This is a genomic window from Mesorhizobium kamtschaticum (assembly GCF_056174585.1).
Window position 1 is genome coordinate 5,688,262 of the sequence record NZ_CM149691.1, and the last position, 14,840, is coordinate 5,703,101.

Genomic DNA, 14,840 nt, shown 5'->3' on the forward strand with positions numbered 1-14,840 from the left:
ATGAACAGAGCTGTCATGCCCGCAGATCATCCCCTGCCCGAAACCTCCGCCCGGGCGGAGGGCGCTTTGCCGGTCACGCAGGCCGGGTCTCTCCCGCCCGGCGCGCGCGACCGGCGGGCGCTTCTGATGCGCCTGCTCGGCACCTATGGCACCATCATCGTGCTGGCGCTGATGCTGGCGATCTTCTCGGTGCTGCAACCGGGGACCTTCGCCACGATCGGCAATTTCCGCAACATCATCAACGATATGGCAATCGGCACCATCGTCGCGGCGGGCCTCACCGTGCCGCTCGTGGCCGGCGATTTCGATCTCAGCATCGGCTATGTCGCAAGCTTCTGTGGGCTGCTCGCGGTCGGACTGCTGAGCAGCGGCCTGTCCATCCCGCTCGCCATCCTTATCGTCATCGCGCTCGGCGCGATCATCGGCATCGTCAACGGCATCGTCGTTTCCAAGATCGGCGTGAACGCCTTCATCGCCACGCTCGGCACCGGCACCATCGTCGTCGGGCTGAACTACGCCTATTCAGGCGGCATACCGCTGCAGCTCACCCAATCACGCGAATTCACCGACATCGCCATCGGCCGCGTCGTCGGGGTGCCGCATCTCGTCATCATCATGGCCGTGGTGCTGGCGCTTTTGTGGGTGATCCTCAATCGCACGGTGCAGGGCCAGCACATCAAGGCGATCGGCGTCAGTCCCGAATCGGCGCGTCGGGCCGGCGTCGCCGTCGACCGCAGCCGCATCGTCGCCTTCGCCATCGCCAGCACCTGCGCGGCCATAGGCGGTGTGCTGATGGCCTCCAACCTCGGCTCCGGCCAGGTGACGGCCGGCGACAGTTTCATGCTGACCTCGTTTTCCGCCGCCTTCCTCGGTTCGGCGGCTCTGCGGGAAGGCCAGTTCCACATTCTCGGCACACTGATCGGCGTGCTGACGGTCGCCGTCGGCAACAATGGCCTGGCCATGATCGGCGCGCCGATCTTCACCCAGTTCCTGTTCACCGGCACCTTGCTCGTCGTCGCCGTGGCGCTCGGCGGCATCGGCCGCCGCTTCGCGAGGGGCTAGCTAGGCCATGGCACGGGACACACTGCTCAGCCTGCGCGGCATCTGCCGTAGCTTCGGCGGCATCCAGGCGCTCGACACTGTTTCGCTCGATATCGCCAGGGGCGACATTATCGGCCTGGTCGGCGACAATGGCGCCGGCAAGTCGACGCTGATCAAGATCCTCGCCGGGGCGCACGACCCGACTTCCGGCGAGATCATCCTCGAAGGCCAGCCGCGCAAACTGTCGCCGCCGGCCGAGGCACAGCGACTAGGCATCGAGACGGTCTACCAGGACCTGTCGCTGATCGGCACCTTCACGGCCGCCGAGAATTTCTTTCTCGGCCGCGAGCTCGCGCACGGACGCGGCCCGGCGCTGCTGCGCTGGATCCGCCTGAGATCGATGGGCGACACCGCGATCAAGGGCCTCGACGAGTTGCACATCGATATTCCAGGCGTGCGCACAAAGACGGTCGAGCGCATGTCGGGCGGCCAGCGCCAGTTGGTTGCGATCGCGCGCGGCGCCTTCTGGGGCCATAAGCTGCTGCTGCTCGACGAACCGACGGCGGCACTTGGCGTGCGCGAATCGCGCGAGGTGCTTGAGCTGATCAAGCGGCTGACCGCCAAGGGGCTGACCATCGTCATGGTCACCCACAATCTCGATCATCTCTGGCAGGTCTGCAATCGGGTGGTGGTGATGCGCAGGGGTCGCAAGGCCGCCGATCTCGCGAGTTCCGCCACCACCATGGAAGAGGTCGTCGCCTATATAACCGGCGCCAAGGCGGCGATGACTGCCGCGGCCATGGAGGCCGGCGCATGAGCGCAACCGACGCAATGACGCTGCGCCGGCTGCTGGCGAACGCCCCCAACCGCTGGGGTCACTGGGGCGCTGACGACGAGATCGGTGCGCTCAACTATCTCACCGCTGAAGAGGTCAAGCGCGGGCTGGCGACGGTGCGGGACGGCCGCACCTTCACGCTTGGCGTGCCGATCGGCACCCACGAAGGAGACGCGGTGTTCCCCGGCCGCTGGCCGGCCAAGCATTTCATGGTCGCCGACAAGGCCGGATTCGAGAACGGCCATTGGCATCCCCTGCCCGGCGGGCTCGAATTCGCCGACGACTATGTCACCGGCTTCGCGCAGGCAGGCACGCATTGCGACGCACTCGGCCATATGTGGTTCGACGATACTTTGTGGAACGGCTTTCCGGCATCGAGCACCAATGGCGGCATGACCAAGGCCGGCATCATGCCAATCGCCGAACGCGGCATTGTCGGCCGCGGCGTGCTCCTCGACATTGCCCGCTTTCGCGGCAAGCCGGTGCTCGACCGCGCCGAGACCTTCACCCACCACGATTTGATGGACTGCGCGCGGGCGCAAGGCGTCGAGATCCTGCCGCGCAGCATCCTGCTCATCCGCACCGGCTGGGTTGGTGCGCTGGCGGCGGGAATTCAGACAGTGGGCGAAAGCTATTGGGAACCCGGCCTGACCTTCTCGTTGGACCTCGTGCGCTGGTTCGACGCCATGCAGGTGCCTTGTCTGGTCACCGACACGCTGGCCAATGAAACCACCTACGATCCCGAAACCGGCCTGATGCTGGTGCTGCATGCAGCGCTGATGCGCAATCTCGGCGTCGTGTTCACCGAAATGGCCGCGCTCGACCAGCTTGCCGCCGATTGCGCGATCGACCGGCGCTACGAAGGCTTTTACTGCGCCAGCCCCGCCAAGGTGAGCAAGGGCACGGGCGGCTCGGCAAATCCGGTTTTCATCAAATAGACGGAATGGCTTCAATGACTTCTGCGGACAATGAACTCTGTTTCCTGCCGGCTGCCGAACTGGCACAGCGCATCCGGCGCCGCGACCTGTCGCCGGTCGAGGTGACCGAGGCTTACCTGCGCCGCATCGAGGCGCGAAACCCCGTCATCAACGCTTACACGCTGGTCCTCGGCGACGAAGCGATGGACGCTGCGCGCGTTGCCGAAAAGGAAGTGATGGCCGGTGTTCCGCTCGGGCCGCTGCATGGCGTGCCGGTCGGCATCAAGGATCTCGACGATGTCGCCGACGTGCCGACATCGATGGCGTCGCGCGCCGTGCACAACAAGGTGCCGCAAACCAGCGCCGTAGCTGTCGAGCGGCTGCTTGCAGCCGGCGCCATCGTACTGGGCAAGACCAACACGCCGGAGTTCGGCCACAAGGGCATCACCGACAATCCGCGCTTCGGACCGACCAGCACGCCTTTCGCGATCGGCTACAATTCCGGCGGCTCATCGGGTGGCAGTGCCGCAGCCGTCGCCGACGGCATGGCGGCGCTGGCACAAGGCACCGATGGCGGCGGCTCGGTGCGCATCCCCGCCTCGTTCAGTGGCACTGTCGGCTTCAAGCCCTCCTTCGGCCGCATCCCTTCGGTGACCCGTCCCGACGGTTTCCTGTGGGGGCATCCACTTGTCCATATCGGGCCATTGGCGCGCACCGTCGGCGACGCCGCGCTGATGACCAAGGTGATGGCCGGTCCGCACGGTCGCGACCCGCTCAGCCTGCCGGACGATGGCGCCGACTATGTCGGCGCGGCCGGCGGACCGTTCCGGCCGCTACGCGTCGCCTACAGTCCGCGCCTCGGCAATTTCCCGGTCGATCCTGAGGTCGCAGCCGTGGTGGCCGGCGCGGTCGAGGCCATGCGCAACAACGGCATTGCGGTCGACGAGATCGAGCTCGATTTCAGGGCCGACCACAAGGACCTCGCGGCGCTGTGGGTGCGCACGATCTCGATCCACTACGCCGCGATCGCGGTCTACTGGAAGCAAGAAGGCATCGACCTGATGGGCGAGCATGCCGACGTGCTGACCCCGCAATTCCTCGCCATGCTGAAGGACGCCTACAAGGTGTCCGCCGTCGATCATGCGCTCGACGATCTCCTGCGCACCGGCGTGCATGACGGGCTCGAAGATGTATTTGCGAGCCACGACCTGATCGTGTCGCCGACGCTCGCCATTCCGCCGGTGAAGAACGTCACCGACGGCAACACGATCGGACCGACGTCGATCAATGGCGAGGCGGTCGATCCGCTGATCGGCTGGTGCATGACCTATCCGATCAACTACACCGGTCATCCGGCGATTTCGGTTCCAGCCGGTCTGACCGCGCAGGGCTTGCCGGTCGGTCTGCAGATCATCGGGCGACGCCACGCCGACGAGAGCGTGCTCAACATGGCGGCGCGCTTCGAGCGCATCAGGCCGTGGTTTCAAAGCTATCCGGGGCTTGCTGGATAGGACGACGCGCGTCCCCTAGAGCAGTTCACCGTTTCACGGAAACGGCAACCTGCTCTAACTCTTTGTTTTGACGCAATTCCCTAGGGAAAGCGCTACGCGCTTTTCCCGGGAAAACCGTTTCACACTTTTCCTGGAATTGCTCTAGATCGGCAGCTGCAGCAGCTCGGAAATAACCAGGCCGGCCGCGCCCAGCAGTGCCGCGCCATCGCCGGCATCGCCGGCGATGATTTCGATGGTGCCGCCCGGCCGCGCGGGCACCATGGCGCGGACATGGTCGGCGATCGCGCCGAGCAGACGATCGCCACCGAGCACGACGTCGCCATGCAGGATGAAGATGTTGGGCGCCACTGTCTGCTGCAGATTGGCGATGCCGACGGCGACGTTGCGGGCATAGTGGTCGAGCAGCTTTTCAGCGCCCGGCACTCGGCGCCCGGCCATGACGACAAGACGGGCCGAATCGATCAGCTCGGGCTCGGGCAGCCCGCATGGGCGGCCTCGCGCCGCAGCCAGCTCAGCGTGGCGATGGTGTCCCAGCAACCGCGCCGGCCGCAGCGGCAGAGCTCGCCGTCGAGTTGCACGAATGTGTGGCCGAGTTCGCCCCCTGCCCCGGACGTGCCACGATGGAGATGGCCGTCGAAATAGAGCGCACCGCCCAATACTTCGCCGGTGTAGACGACCGCGAATTGTTTGACACCGCGGCCGGCGCCGAACCAGCGGTCGCCGACCAGCAAAGCACGCGGATGATGGTCGAGCTTGACCGGCAGGCCGAAGCGCCGGCCGAGATCTTCGGCCAGCGGATAGCGGTCGAGCGCCGGGGCCAGATTGACGGTGACGATCGAGCCGCGGTCGGTATCGACCATACCGCCGACCGCGACACCGATGCCGAAGGGTTTGCGCCGCGCCTTGGCAAGCGTGTCGCCGACACATTCGGCAATCGTCTCGATGATCGGTGCGACCTGCCCCCTGCCGTCCGGCAGCACCATCTTGCGTTCCGACTCGATCTTGCCGTCGAGCGTCGCCACGCAGGCGTGCACCGCGTCCGGCATCAAAAGCACGCCGCAGATTGGACGGGCTTTCGGCGAAAACCACAGCGGACGCGCCGGCTTTCCGCCGCCGGGACTGGCGGGCATGGGATCGCTCTCGACCAGCACCTCGTCGTCGATCAGCGGCTGGACGATGCCGGAAATCGTCGTGCGGTTGACGCCGGCCATGCGCGCGAGCTCGGCGCGGCTGGTGGGGCCGAGATCGAACAGCGCCTGCAGCACGCGGCCGCGATTGGTCGAGCCGACCATCGAGGACGAGAGCAGCGCCTTGCGCGGGCGCCCTGCCCGCTCTACGGCGGCGCCATCACCGGGCGGCGTGAAGGTGGCGTGGCCTGCGCCATTCGGGCTGTCTTCGTCGATTATGGTCATTGTCCGGTTTTCGCGCCGCCATTCTCAAAAACCTTTCTAGCCCAGGAGCTTGCCGGTTTCGAGAACTTTGTACGGGCAGGCAGCAAACTCGCGTGGCGCGCCTTCCCTTCTCCCTTGTGGGCCTGTTGCGCAGTAGCCGTGGATGTTTGAAGGGAGCGGGATCGCAAGGATTCCGCTCGTATTTGTGAGCCCTGACGCTTGATTTGGGGTTTTGGAGGTGGTGCAGCCGGACTGCGGGCGCACCTATCCTGTGATGGCGACCCATCGGCGCATGTTGAAGGCGATCGCCGCCAGTGTCACCTGGGCAGCGGCCTTGGCCAGCCCGACATAGCGGATCGTGGTCAGCTTCATGCGGTTCTTGAGCGTGGCGAAGGTGGTCTCGACTGCGGCACGCCGTCTGGCGATTAGACGGTTGTAATGTTTGAGCCGTGGCGCCAGCGCATGGTGCTTATTGGGGCGGCGCGCGATGCGAGTCTTCTTGCCTGCAGCCTTGAGCCGGGCACGGCGGGCATGGGTGTCGTAGGCGGCGTCCGCCCATACCGTCTTCTCGTCGCCGCAGATCAAGGCATCGGCCACCACCGTGTCGTTGACGTTGGCAGGCGTCGTGATCACTTTGCGGATCAGGCCAGAGCCTTCATCCACTCCGACATGTGCCTTGTAGCCGAAGGTGAAGCCGCCCTTGCCTTGCCGCACCGTGACACGGGCGTCCGCATCCTTCGAGACCCGCTCGCCCGAAGGCGGCGATGAGACCGCATCGATCAGCGTGGCATCCAGCATCGTGCCCCGCTTCAGGATCACGCCGGCCTTCTCCAACTGCCGGTCCAGTTCGCCAAACAGCTTCTCAAGCAGACCTTCGCCAACAAGCAGATTGCGAAAGCGCGAAAGCACCGTGTGATCGGGAATGCTCTCCTCGAGACCGAGCCCGACGAAACGTCGAAACGACAGCCGGTCGCCAAGTGCCTCCTCCAGTTCGCGGTCCGACAGCCCGTACAGAGATTGCAGCAAGAGCGCCTTGAACAGAACCAGCGGCGGCCAGGCTGCCCGACCCGGCCCGCCATCGCGTAGCGGTGTCAGCAGCTTCTCGAAGCGATACCACTTCACCAGACCGACAAGACGGTCGAGCGGCGAAGCCCCGCCCACCAGCTTGGTGCCCAGAAAGGCTTCCGCCAAGCTCAACTGACCCGTCCGCTTCACTGCCATCGTGATTCCCTCCGAGCGTCAATCTCAGAGAATCACAAACAGCGAATTACGCAACAGCCCCCTTGTGGGAGAAGGTGGATCGGCGCGATAGCGCCGAGACGGATGAGGGGTGCGTGACGGAATGAAGCGGCGGCGATTTCAAGCCTGTTGCCATCCGACCGAGCTTCGCTCGGCCACCCCAGGGCGAGCCACCTGTCTCGCCCGCCCTTCGGGCCCCACAAGGGGAGAAGGAAAGGCGCATCGCTTCACGCCGGCACGCAGCCTTTCAGTTCCGGAAACTTCTCGTCGAAACGCGCCGCCCAGCGGGTCAATCGGCCACGGCCCTTTTCCATTTGCCGGCGAAGCGCAGGGAGAGGTAGCCGAGGCAGGCACGCAACGCCATCTGACCGACCGTGATCTTCTTCGGCAGTTTTGGCGGGTTGGCATTGAGCAGATCGAGCGCGGCGGTGATCTTCGCCCACTGCCGGTCGAGCCAGGGCTGATAGACCATCTCGTTGGGCCGGGTGCGGCGCTCATAGACCATCGACAGCGCGCAATCGCAGATGCCGTCGGCCAGCGCCTCAAGCACTTCCGCTTCCAGCCGCTTGTCGGCATTGCGCGGGAACAAAGCGTTCCTCGAAATCCGGTTGAGGTGCTGGGTGATGGCGCGGCTGTCGTGTACCGAACGGCCATCGTCGAGCACCAGAACCGGGATCTTGCCGAGCGGATTGGCACTGATCAGTTCGGCCGGTTTGTCCTCGGTCTTGACCGGCGCCAGATCGATCACGATCCCGGCATAGGCCGCGGCCATCCGCACCTTCGAGCTGTACGGCGAGGTGGATGCATAGAGCAGCTTCGGCATGATCGGTTTCCTGTTTGCAGACGCTTAGTGTTGACTGGACAGGCGCTTGCGATCAACCGCCAGAGCGCAAAAAAACAGCGGCCAGAAACCGGTTGCGGTTTCCGCCCCAGACATCGTGACAAGCCTACAGACTGATACGCTGGAAAACACGAGCGAACGACAAGTGCAGGCCGATGGGATTCAAACCTGCATTCGCATCTTACAAACCCCAGGCATTGCACCGGGGCCTTCGCCGACCGCGGCAAGGAGACAATCCAAAGAGCGAGCGAGGCAGCCAACCGGCGCCTCGCTTTGCTTGCCCATCGGTCCCATCCCGATGTTCAGCCCTCAGGGCTGAACCCGCTGCCGGACTTGCTTCGATCCAGTGCGTCAGAGCGTCCTTGCCGAGCCCCGAAGGACACGCGACGCCCCAACGACCGGTCTACTTCTTGGCCGGAGCCTTCGCCTTCGCAGGCGCTGCCTTGGCCTTCGGCGCGGCGGCTTTCTTCACCGCAGGCTTTGTCGCGGCCGCTGCTGCTTTCACGGCTGGCTTTGCTGCTGCCTTAGCGGCGGGTTTTGCCGCAGCCTTGGCGGGCGCTGCCTTCTTGGCCGCGGGTTTTGCCGCTGCCTTGGCTGCAGGCTTCTTGGCCGGTGCTGCCTTGGCGGCGGGCTTTGCCGCTGCCTTAGCGGGCGCTGCCTTCTTCACTGCGGGCTTCGCCACAGCCTTGGCCGCTGCCGGCTTCTTGGCCGGTGCTGCTTTCGCTGCGGGCTTTGCCGCCGCCTTCGCAGGCACTGCTTTCTTCACTGCTGTTGCGGCCTTCGCCGCGACTGCTTTTGCGGGTGCTTTCTTTGCCGGTGCTTTGGATGCCGGCGCTTTAGATGACTGCTTAGCCATGTCATGCCCCTTCACGTTATGCCGATGGCCGTGAATGACCCCGGCGCGCAATGCATATCTGACTCGCGGCTCGCTAGCCAGCGAAGCAATGGTATGATTTTGTCAGCTTAAATTTTCGTTGAGATCGAGACGCGATCACACTCATCATCGAAAAAATCCGTCGCTGATCTTCTGGCATCGCCAGCAATTTGACACCGGAATTCTCGATGCCAGCCCACCATCAAACTCCGAAGACTAGCGAGCAGCTTTACGCATGATCGTCGGCCGTGAATATCATGACCTGCCACCTCATCGAGGCAATCATCTTCCTGCAGACGAATGATCCATGCGGATCACGAGCGCGACGCGACGACCGATCTGACGATCACCTTGTCAAGCATGCCTCCGTCAACTGCTGACAAGTTGACAGAATACTCTGCATAGCAGAGTATTCTGCATAGGAGCCATCGCCGCCGAGGTTGCCGAGCCATATGACGACGGCCCAAGGCTTTGCCGCATCGGAGCCATCGATGAGCGCCGACGACATCATCCACCAGAGCACAAGGCTCAGGATCATGGCCGCCCTGAACACACTGGAAAGGCGCGAGGCGCTGGAGTTCAGCCAGTTGAAGGTCATGATCGAAACCACTGACGGAAATCTCGGGGCGCACATCGATACGCTGGCCAGAGCGGGCTATGTCGATGTCGAAAAGCTTTTCGTCGGGCGACGGCCGCAGACCCGGATCAAGGCAACAACGATCGGGCGGCGGGCCTTTCGCGGCCACATTGCTTATCTTCGCAAGATCATCGATCAGGCCGAGGCGGTGCAACGCAGGAAATAGCGCCGCGATCCGCCCTCAACGCGTGGCGACAACGGCAACGCCGGCGCCGATCATCACGCCGCCCGCCGCGCGGTTGACCCGGCGCACGATCCTGGGCGTGCGCAACAGATTGCGGGCGCGGCCGGCGAGAACGACATGCCCGCCGATCACCACGATCTCGACAGCCAGGATCACCGCGACGAGGATGCCGAGATGAGCCGAAGTGAGCGAGGCGCCGACGACGTTGGGTAACAGCGCCACATAGAACAGCGGCATTTTCGGATTGCCGAGATTGAGCGCGACACCGGTGGCAAAGATCGTCATTAGTCCGCGCCGCCCGGAGACGGGCTGCAGTTCCGGCACGACGGGCGCGGCCGTCCACAGCCTGATGCCCATCCAGATCAGATAGGCCGCTCCGCCATAGCGAAGCACCGTCATGACGATCGCCATCTTGGCGGCGATGATCGACAGGCCGAAGGCAGCGAGCATCAGGAAGATGAGGATGCCGACCACCGTGCCGGCACCGTAGGCGATGCCCGACGCCGCACCGCTGGAGATCGTGCGGGCGACGATCGTCATGTTGTCGGGGCCTGGGCTGGCGGCGAACACGAAGAAGGCGGCCGCGAAGGCAAGGATGGTGGCAAGGTCCATGAAGACTCCCGAAAGTGATGCGTTGCTCTCGGGTGTTCAGGTTAGCCGATTTGCCTGCCGGCGATAGCCCGAAAAATTCACGGCCTTCGTGACACCAACAGCGCGGTCGCGGCGGATGCCGCGCCGAACAGGCAGGTACCGCTCCAGCCCCACGCCGAATAGGCAAGCCCTGCAAGACCCGAGCCGCAGGCGCCGCCGAGAATCATCGTCGCCATGAAGATGGTGTTCAGGCGGCTGCGGGCTGCCGGATCCAGAGCATGGATGCGCGCCTGATTGGCGACCTGCGACGACTGCACGCCGAGATCGAGGATCAACACGCCGACGATCATCGCCGCCAGCGATCCCTGGAACAGGCCAAGGATGGCGAAGGCGGCGACCACCAGGCCGGCGCCGATCGAAACGATGAGATCAGGCCCGCGCCGGTCGGCGAAGCGGCCGGCGAGCGGAGCCGCAAGCGCGCCGGCGACACCGACCAGTGCCATCAGGCCCACAGCCGTGGCGCCGAAATGATAGGGGGCTGCTTCGAAGGCAAGAGCGAGCGTCGACCAGAAGCCGATGAAGGCGGCGAAGATCAGCGCCTGCACGACGATCGCCTGGCGCAGGATGCGGTGCGTGCGCAGCAGCGTCCACAGCGAGCCGAGCAGCCTGCCATAACTCAGATCAGTGACCGGCTCGACGCGCGGCAGACGCCAAGCGAGTGCCGCGCCGGTGGCAAGCATCAATGCTGCGGCGGCCGCGAAGACAGCCTGCCATCCCCATATGTCGGAGATGAAGCCGCTGACGGTGCGGGCAAGCAGGATGCCGACGAGGATGCCGCCGGTGACGATGCCAAGCACACGGCCGCGCTCATGCGGCGCCGCCAGATGCACGGCGAGCGGCACTATCTGCTGCGTGACCGTGGCGAAGAGACCAATGCCGATGCCGGCGACGACCAGCCAGACAAAGCTGGGCGCCAGTGCGGCAACGACAAGAGCGACGACCAGCGCCGCTGTCGTCGCCAGGATGAGGGAACGCCGATCGAGCCGATCGCCGAGCGGCGCCAGAAACAGGATGCCAGCGACGTTGCCCAGTTGCGTCACGACGGGAAGCACTGACACCGCGCCGGCGGACAGAGCGAACTGGTGTGCCAGCAGGCCGAGCATCGCCTGGTTGTAGTAGTTGTTGGCCACGGTCAGGCCCGCGGCAATCGCGAGTATGGCAAGCAGACCTTTGTCGATCGTAGGGCTGCGCGTGCCGGCAGGCGTATGCATTTCCGTCACGATTGATAACCGAGGCAGATGGCGCCGAGCGCGACGACAGCGCAGGCGCCGACCCGCCGGGGCGTCAGCGTCTCGCCGAGAAACAGCCGGCCGATGAAGGCCGCGAAGACGACGCTGGTCTCGCGGATCGCTGTGATCGGACCGGCAGGCCCGAGCGCGAAGGCCGCCACCACGACGCCATAGGCGAGAAGCGCGAACAGTCCGCCGCCGAGTGCCTTCCAGGTCTCCGGCGCCCGCGGGTCGACAACGAGCCGGCCACGACTGGCGACGAAGGTCGCCGGCAGCAAGGCGCCATAGGCGAGCAGGACCCAGGCTGTGTAGGCGCCGACATTGCCTGCCATACGCACGCCGATGGCATCGACCGTCGCATAGGCGGCGATGATTGCCCCCGTTGCCAGCGCATAAAGGATCGACGTCGTGGCAGCCCTTCCTCGTCCGAGTGAAAGGCCCATGATGCCGCCACCGACCAGGGCAACGCCGACGGTCTCCAGAGCGGTGAGTTGCTGGCCGGCGAGCAGGAAGCCGCCAAGGGTGACGAGCAGAGGCACGCTGCCGCGAACAATCGGGTAGACCTGTCCCAATTCGCCATATCTGTAGGCGGCCACCAGAAACACGCTGTAGCCGACCTGCAGGCAGGCCGAGAGCCCGACATAGGGCCAGGCCGATGTGGCTGGAAAACCGTTGAAGATTGCCAGCGGAATGGCCAACGCCGTGCTGGAGAAGCTCATCACGGTGACGGTCCACAACCTGTCGGCGCCGGTTCGCAGGAAAGCGTTCCAGCTTGCGTGCAGGATCGCCGCGAAGAGCGCGAGGCCGATGACCGGCGGGCTCATTGCGGCCTGCGCGAGGCAGCGACGATATCCAGGGCGGCCTTGCGGGCTTCACGAAGGGCGGTGTCCGCCTGCCCCATCTGCGCCATAAGGGTGGCACCCTCGATCAGCATCAACAGCGTCGCCGCCACGTTTTCGGCCCGCCCGCGCGGCATCACCTGCGCGAGGATCGACTGCATGCGCTGCCTCAAGCCATTCTTCTGCCGGGCGACAGCCTCGAACACCGGATGCCGGGGATCACCGAACTCGGCCAGCGCATGCGCGAACAGGCAGCCGTGGAAATCCGGACTGCGGAACCAGCGCCCATGCCAGTCGAATATCTCGGCGATCTTCTGTTCCGGAGTGATGCTCTTCTGGGCAAGCTGCTCGAGCTGATCGTCAAAGCGCCTGGCGCGATAGTCGAGCACCGCTACGATCAGCTCGTCCTTGCTGGGGAAATGCCGGTACATCGTCATCTTGGCCACGTCGGCTTCGGCGATGATCCGGTCGATGCCGGTGGCATGGAAGCCCCCGCGCTTGAACAGTGCATAGGCCGTTTCGACGACATGCTGGCGTTTGTCGGAGGGAGGTGACGGTGTCATGGCGCGTCCAAGTGATGAGACAGGTCTGTCTAATTTATGCGATGGATCGCGCCAGCTGTCAACACGGCACGGAAAAGCGCCTGCGGCTGATCGAGCCGCAGGCGTTAGAGGAAATCGATAATCGGAAAGCTGCGTCTAGCGCAGGACGCGGCAACGGCCGTTATAGACCATCCAGCGGTCGAAGCCCGAGACACAGAATTCGACATTGTCGCCGATCGAGGCAAAGCCCTGGCCTTCCTCGATCAGATACCAGATGGTCCGGTCGCGCCCATCGGAGAGACTGACGGTGGCGCCGCAATAGCGGCGGCCGATCGGCCAGATGTCGTTGGCCGGCAGATAGCGGTGCTGGTGGATGCGCCGGAAATCGGTGATCTGCACATCCGGCAGATGCGGCACGTGATGCACCTGGTAGGAGAAGCGGCTGGAAATCTTGCTCAGCACCCAAGGCTGGCCGCAGACGCCGCCATCGTCGTCGGAATAGACGCTGAGGTCGGCCGCCTGCACCGCCTGGGTGATACCGAGAGGCGCGGCAAGCGGGGTGCAGAGCGAAATCAGGGCGGCAAGTGCGGATTTGGCGAAGCGAGTCATGACAGCCTCTCAAGGTCGGTTACGCCCACTGTGCGGATTCGCTTGGCGGCGGTCAAGCGGTTGCCGAAACAATGGTTTCCAGAAACGAGCTGGAGCATCCACCAACGTACCTACCGGCTACGCGTTCCTCTCAAGGATCAGTCCTCGGGAAGAAAGGCGGGGTTGAAGACGACTTCCCAGAGATGGTCATCCGGATCCTGGAAATAGCCGGCATAGCCACCCCAGAACGTATCTTGCGCCGGCTTGACGAGGCGCGCGCCAGCGCTGATCGCCTGTGCCATCACGGCATCGACCTCGGCCTCGCTCGTGACATTGTGACCGATGGTGAACTCGGTCGGGCTGCGGCCGGTTTGGGCGATGCCGGCGTCAAGAGCGATGTTGGCGCGTTCGAAGATCGCGAACTTCAAGCCACCCTGCAGATCGAAGAAGGCGACGGCGCCGTGCTCGAACTCCTTGCCGATGATGCCTTCTGTCGGAAGCCCGAGGCCGTTTCGGTAGAATTCGAGCGACGCTTCCAGACTATCGACACCAAGCGTGATGACACTGATGCGAGCTTTCATTTTGGTCTGTCCTTTCTATATTCACGACGGTGCGATGTCGGTGACATCGAATGGCACCGAAAGGCTTCGTTCGGTTTGCCATGGCGGGAGCGGCACGCCTTGAAGATTTCGGCCAAAATGGCCTCGAAGACCATGGGCCGAGCGGACTGACAAAGGCTGAAGGGATGGAAGCGGTACTGGCGCAGACCACCGGCTTTTTCCAGGAACGGCCTGCAGAGAAGCGGCTGAGTGCCGCTTTCGCGTCCATCTGGGTCCACCGCATGCGGGACCAGGACGCTCCACCCGTCGTGATAACGCCGGATGCGACGATCGACCTGCAGTGGATCGACGGCCGCTTCCGGGTCGCGGGACCGGACCGGGAGCCGCAGATCGAAATACTGCCGTCAGGAGCGACGATCGTCGGGTTCAGATTCCGGCCAGGGGCGGCCGCCGGTTGGCTGGGCATGCCGGCCAACCAGATCGTCGGAGAACGCCTTGATCTCAGCGAGCTTTGGGGCACGAGGGCGCGGCATCTGGCAGGCCGCATCCAGGCCACGCCCGATCTCGCCAAGCTGGTGAGACAATTGGAGGAGGCAATCGGCGCATACGGGCAAGACCACCGTGTGCCCGATGCGGTCATGGGCTTTGCCTTTGACATTATCGACCGAGGTCTGCCAGCCGACAAGCCGCTGGTGCCTTTCCTCTTGCGCTCCCTGTATATGAGCGAACGAACGCTGCGGCGGCGTTTCGACGAAAGTTTCGGCTACGGCCCGAAGACGCTTGACCGGATCCTGCGCTTCCACCGCTTCAAGCGCCTGCGACAGGCATCCAGCAATACCTCGACCGCGGTCTTAGCGATCGAGGCCGGCTATGCGGACCAGGCCCATCTGATACGAGAAAGCAGGCGGCTATCCAGTATCACGCCGGCCGCGCTGGCTGCCACCGGAGCATAGCCTCGGCC

At 64.4% G+C, this 14,840-nt stretch carries 16 protein-coding genes and 1 pseudogene; 6 read left to right on the forward strand and 11 right to left on the reverse strand.

Annotation, left to right across the window (positions count from 1 at the left end; genetic code table 11):
- From AC0V7N_RS28390 to AC0V7N_RS28405, 4 genes are read left to right on the forward strand one after another with little or no spacing between them, the layout of a single operon-like run.
- Positions 1-1,062 (forward strand): ABC transporter permease, encoded by a 1,062-nt coding sequence (locus AC0V7N_RS28390; protein ID WP_475451509.1) that lies wholly within the window; start codon positions 1-3, stop codon positions 1,060-1,062.
- Between the two features lie 7 nt (positions 1,063-1,069).
- On the forward strand, positions 1,070-1,858 hold the full coding sequence (locus tag AC0V7N_RS28395) for an ATP-binding cassette domain-containing protein (protein WP_475451511.1): 789 nt from the start codon (positions 1,070-1,072) through the stop codon (positions 1,856-1,858).
- Positions 1,855-2,814 carry a cyclase family protein gene (locus AC0V7N_RS28400; RefSeq protein ID WP_496627427.1) on the forward strand — a complete coding sequence of 320 codons (960 nt, stop codon included), beginning with the start codon at positions 1,855-1,857 and terminating at the stop codon, positions 2,812-2,814. The genes AC0V7N_RS28395 and AC0V7N_RS28400 overlap by 4 nt, the downstream gene beginning before the upstream one ends.
- 14 nt (positions 2,815-2,828) lie before the next feature.
- The gene (locus AC0V7N_RS28405; RefSeq protein WP_475451514.1) at positions 2,829-4,304 is read left to right on the forward strand and encodes an amidase; all 1,476 of its coding nucleotides are present in this window, start codon (positions 2,829-2,831) and stop codon (positions 4,302-4,304) included.
- Positions 4,305-4,445: 141 nt separating this feature from the next.
- Here AC0V7N_RS28405 and AC0V7N_RS28410 read toward each other — a convergent pair whose 3' ends face one another.
- The 5 genes and pseudogenes from AC0V7N_RS28410 to AC0V7N_RS28430 form a co-directional block, all read right to left on the reverse strand.
- A complete protein-coding gene (locus tag AC0V7N_RS28410; protein ID WP_496627428.1) occupies positions 4,446-4,742 on the reverse strand; it encodes an ROK family protein in 297 nt (98 codons plus the stop codon).
- A gap of 23 nt (positions 4,743-4,765) precedes the next feature.
- Entirely contained in the window at positions 4,766-5,716 is a 951-nt protein-coding gene (locus AC0V7N_RS28415; protein ID WP_496627429.1) for an ROK family protein, read from the reverse strand.
- A gap of 243 nt (positions 5,717-5,959) precedes the next feature.
- Positions 5,960-6,916, reverse strand: coding sequence for an IS5 family transposase (locus tag AC0V7N_RS28420; RefSeq protein ID WP_475451519.1), 957 nt, complete (start codon positions 6,914-6,916; stop codon positions 5,960-5,962).
- A gap of 245 nt (positions 6,917-7,161) precedes the next feature.
- A pseudogene (locus tag AC0V7N_RS28425) lies at positions 7,162-7,757 on the reverse strand (glutathione S-transferase family protein).
- Between the two features lie 421 nt (positions 7,758-8,178).
- On the reverse strand, positions 8,179-8,529 hold the full coding sequence (locus tag AC0V7N_RS28430; RefSeq protein ID WP_475451521.1) for a hypothetical protein: 351 nt from the start codon (positions 8,527-8,529) through the stop codon (positions 8,179-8,181).
- Positions 8,530-9,140: 611 nt separating this feature from the next.
- On the opposite strand from AC0V7N_RS28430, the gene AC0V7N_RS28435 reads away from it, so the two are divergent.
- Positions 9,141-9,452 carry a transcriptional regulator gene (locus AC0V7N_RS28435; protein ID WP_475451522.1) on the forward strand — a complete coding sequence of 104 codons (312 nt, stop codon included), beginning with the start codon at positions 9,141-9,143 and terminating at the stop codon, positions 9,450-9,452.
- Positions 9,453-9,467: 15 nt separating this feature from the next.
- On the opposite strand, the gene AC0V7N_RS28440 is transcribed toward AC0V7N_RS28435, so the two are convergent.
- The 6 genes from AC0V7N_RS28440 to AC0V7N_RS28465 form a co-directional block, all read right to left on the reverse strand.
- Complete coding sequence (locus AC0V7N_RS28440) at positions 9,468-10,082, reverse strand: LysE family translocator (RefSeq protein ID WP_475451523.1); 615 nt, start codon at positions 10,080-10,082, stop codon at positions 9,468-9,470.
- A gap of 77 nt (positions 10,083-10,159) precedes the next feature.
- Complete coding sequence (locus AC0V7N_RS28445) at positions 10,160-11,332, reverse strand: MFS transporter (protein WP_475460531.1); 1,173 nt, start codon at positions 11,330-11,332, stop codon at positions 10,160-10,162.
- A 5-nt stretch (positions 11,333-11,337) separates the two neighbouring features.
- Positions 11,338-12,174, reverse strand: a complete 837-nt coding sequence (locus AC0V7N_RS28450; RefSeq protein ID WP_475451524.1) for an EamA family transporter — start codon at positions 12,172-12,174, stop codon at positions 11,338-11,340.
- The gene (locus tag AC0V7N_RS28455) at positions 12,171-12,752 is read right to left on the reverse strand and encodes a TetR/AcrR family transcriptional regulator (RefSeq protein ID WP_475451526.1); all 582 of its coding nucleotides are present in this window, start codon (positions 12,750-12,752) and stop codon (positions 12,171-12,173) included. Before AC0V7N_RS28455 ends, AC0V7N_RS28450 begins: the two co-directional genes overlap by 4 nt.
- A 135-nt stretch (positions 12,753-12,887) precedes the next feature.
- Positions 12,888-13,340 (reverse strand): hypothetical protein, encoded by a 453-nt coding sequence (locus AC0V7N_RS28460; RefSeq protein WP_475451527.1) that lies wholly within the window; start codon positions 13,338-13,340, stop codon positions 12,888-12,890.
- Positions 13,341-13,477: 137 nt separating this feature from the next.
- The gene (locus AC0V7N_RS28465; protein ID WP_496627430.1) at positions 13,478-13,900 is read right to left on the reverse strand and encodes a VOC family protein; all 423 of its coding nucleotides are present in this window, start codon (positions 13,898-13,900) and stop codon (positions 13,478-13,480) included.
- Positions 13,901-13,950: 50 nt separating this feature from the next.
- Here AC0V7N_RS28465 and AC0V7N_RS28470 point away from each other — a divergent pair, with 50 nt between their 5' ends.
- The gene (locus AC0V7N_RS28470; RefSeq protein ID WP_496627431.1) at positions 13,951-14,832 is read left to right on the forward strand and encodes a helix-turn-helix domain-containing protein; all 882 of its coding nucleotides are present in this window, start codon (positions 13,951-13,953) and stop codon (positions 14,830-14,832) included.
- Positions 14,833-14,840 lie beyond the last annotated feature (8 nt).

Coding starts and splice junctions, on each gene's coding strand:
- AC0V7N_RS28390 (WP_475451509.1), top strand. CDS start 1: ATGAACAGAGCTGTCATGCCCGCAGATCATCCCCTGCCCGAAACCTCC.
- AC0V7N_RS28395 (WP_475451511.1), top strand. CDS start 1,070: ATGGCACGGGACACACTGCTCAGCCTGCGCGGCATCTGCCGTAGCTTC.
- AC0V7N_RS28400 (WP_496627427.1), top strand. CDS start 1,855: ATGAGCGCAACCGACGCAATGACGCTGCGCCGGCTGCTGGCGAACGCC.
- AC0V7N_RS28405 (WP_475451514.1), top strand. CDS start 2,829: ATGACTTCTGCGGACAATGAACTCTGTTTCCTGCCGGCTGCCGAACTG.
- AC0V7N_RS28410 (WP_496627428.1), bottom strand. CDS start 4,742: ATGGCCGGGCGCCGAGTGCCGGGCGCTGAAAAGCTGCTCGACCACTAT.
- AC0V7N_RS28415 (WP_496627429.1), bottom strand. CDS start 5,716: ATGACCATAATCGACGAAGACAGCCCGAATGGCGCAGGCCACGCCACC.
- AC0V7N_RS28420 (WP_475451519.1), bottom strand. CDS start 6,916: ATGGCAGTGAAGCGGACGGGTCAGTTGAGCTTGGCGGAAGCCTTTCTG.
- AC0V7N_RS28435 (WP_475451522.1), top strand. CDS start 9,141: ATGAGCGCCGACGACATCATCCACCAGAGCACAAGGCTCAGGATCATG.
- AC0V7N_RS28440 (WP_475451523.1), bottom strand. CDS start 10,082: ATGGACCTTGCCACCATCCTTGCCTTCGCGGCCGCCTTCTTCGTGTTC.
- AC0V7N_RS28445 (WP_475460531.1), bottom strand. CDS start 11,332: ATGCATACGCCTGCCGGCACGCGCAGCCCTACGATCGACAAAGGTCTG.
- AC0V7N_RS28450 (WP_475451524.1), bottom strand. CDS start 12,174: ATGAGCCCGCCGGTCATCGGCCTCGCGCTCTTCGCGGCGATCCTGCAC.
- AC0V7N_RS28455 (WP_475451526.1), bottom strand. CDS start 12,752: ATGACACCGTCACCTCCCTCCGACAAACGCCAGCATGTCGTCGAAACG.
- AC0V7N_RS28460 (WP_475451527.1), bottom strand. CDS start 13,340: ATGACTCGCTTCGCCAAATCCGCACTTGCCGCCCTGATTTCGCTCTGC.
- AC0V7N_RS28465 (WP_496627430.1), bottom strand. CDS start 13,900: ATGAAAGCTCGCATCAGTGTCATCACGCTTGGTGTCGATAGTCTGGAA.
- AC0V7N_RS28470 (WP_496627431.1), top strand. CDS start 13,951: ATGGCACCGAAAGGCTTCGTTCGGTTTGCCATGGCGGGAGCGGCACGC.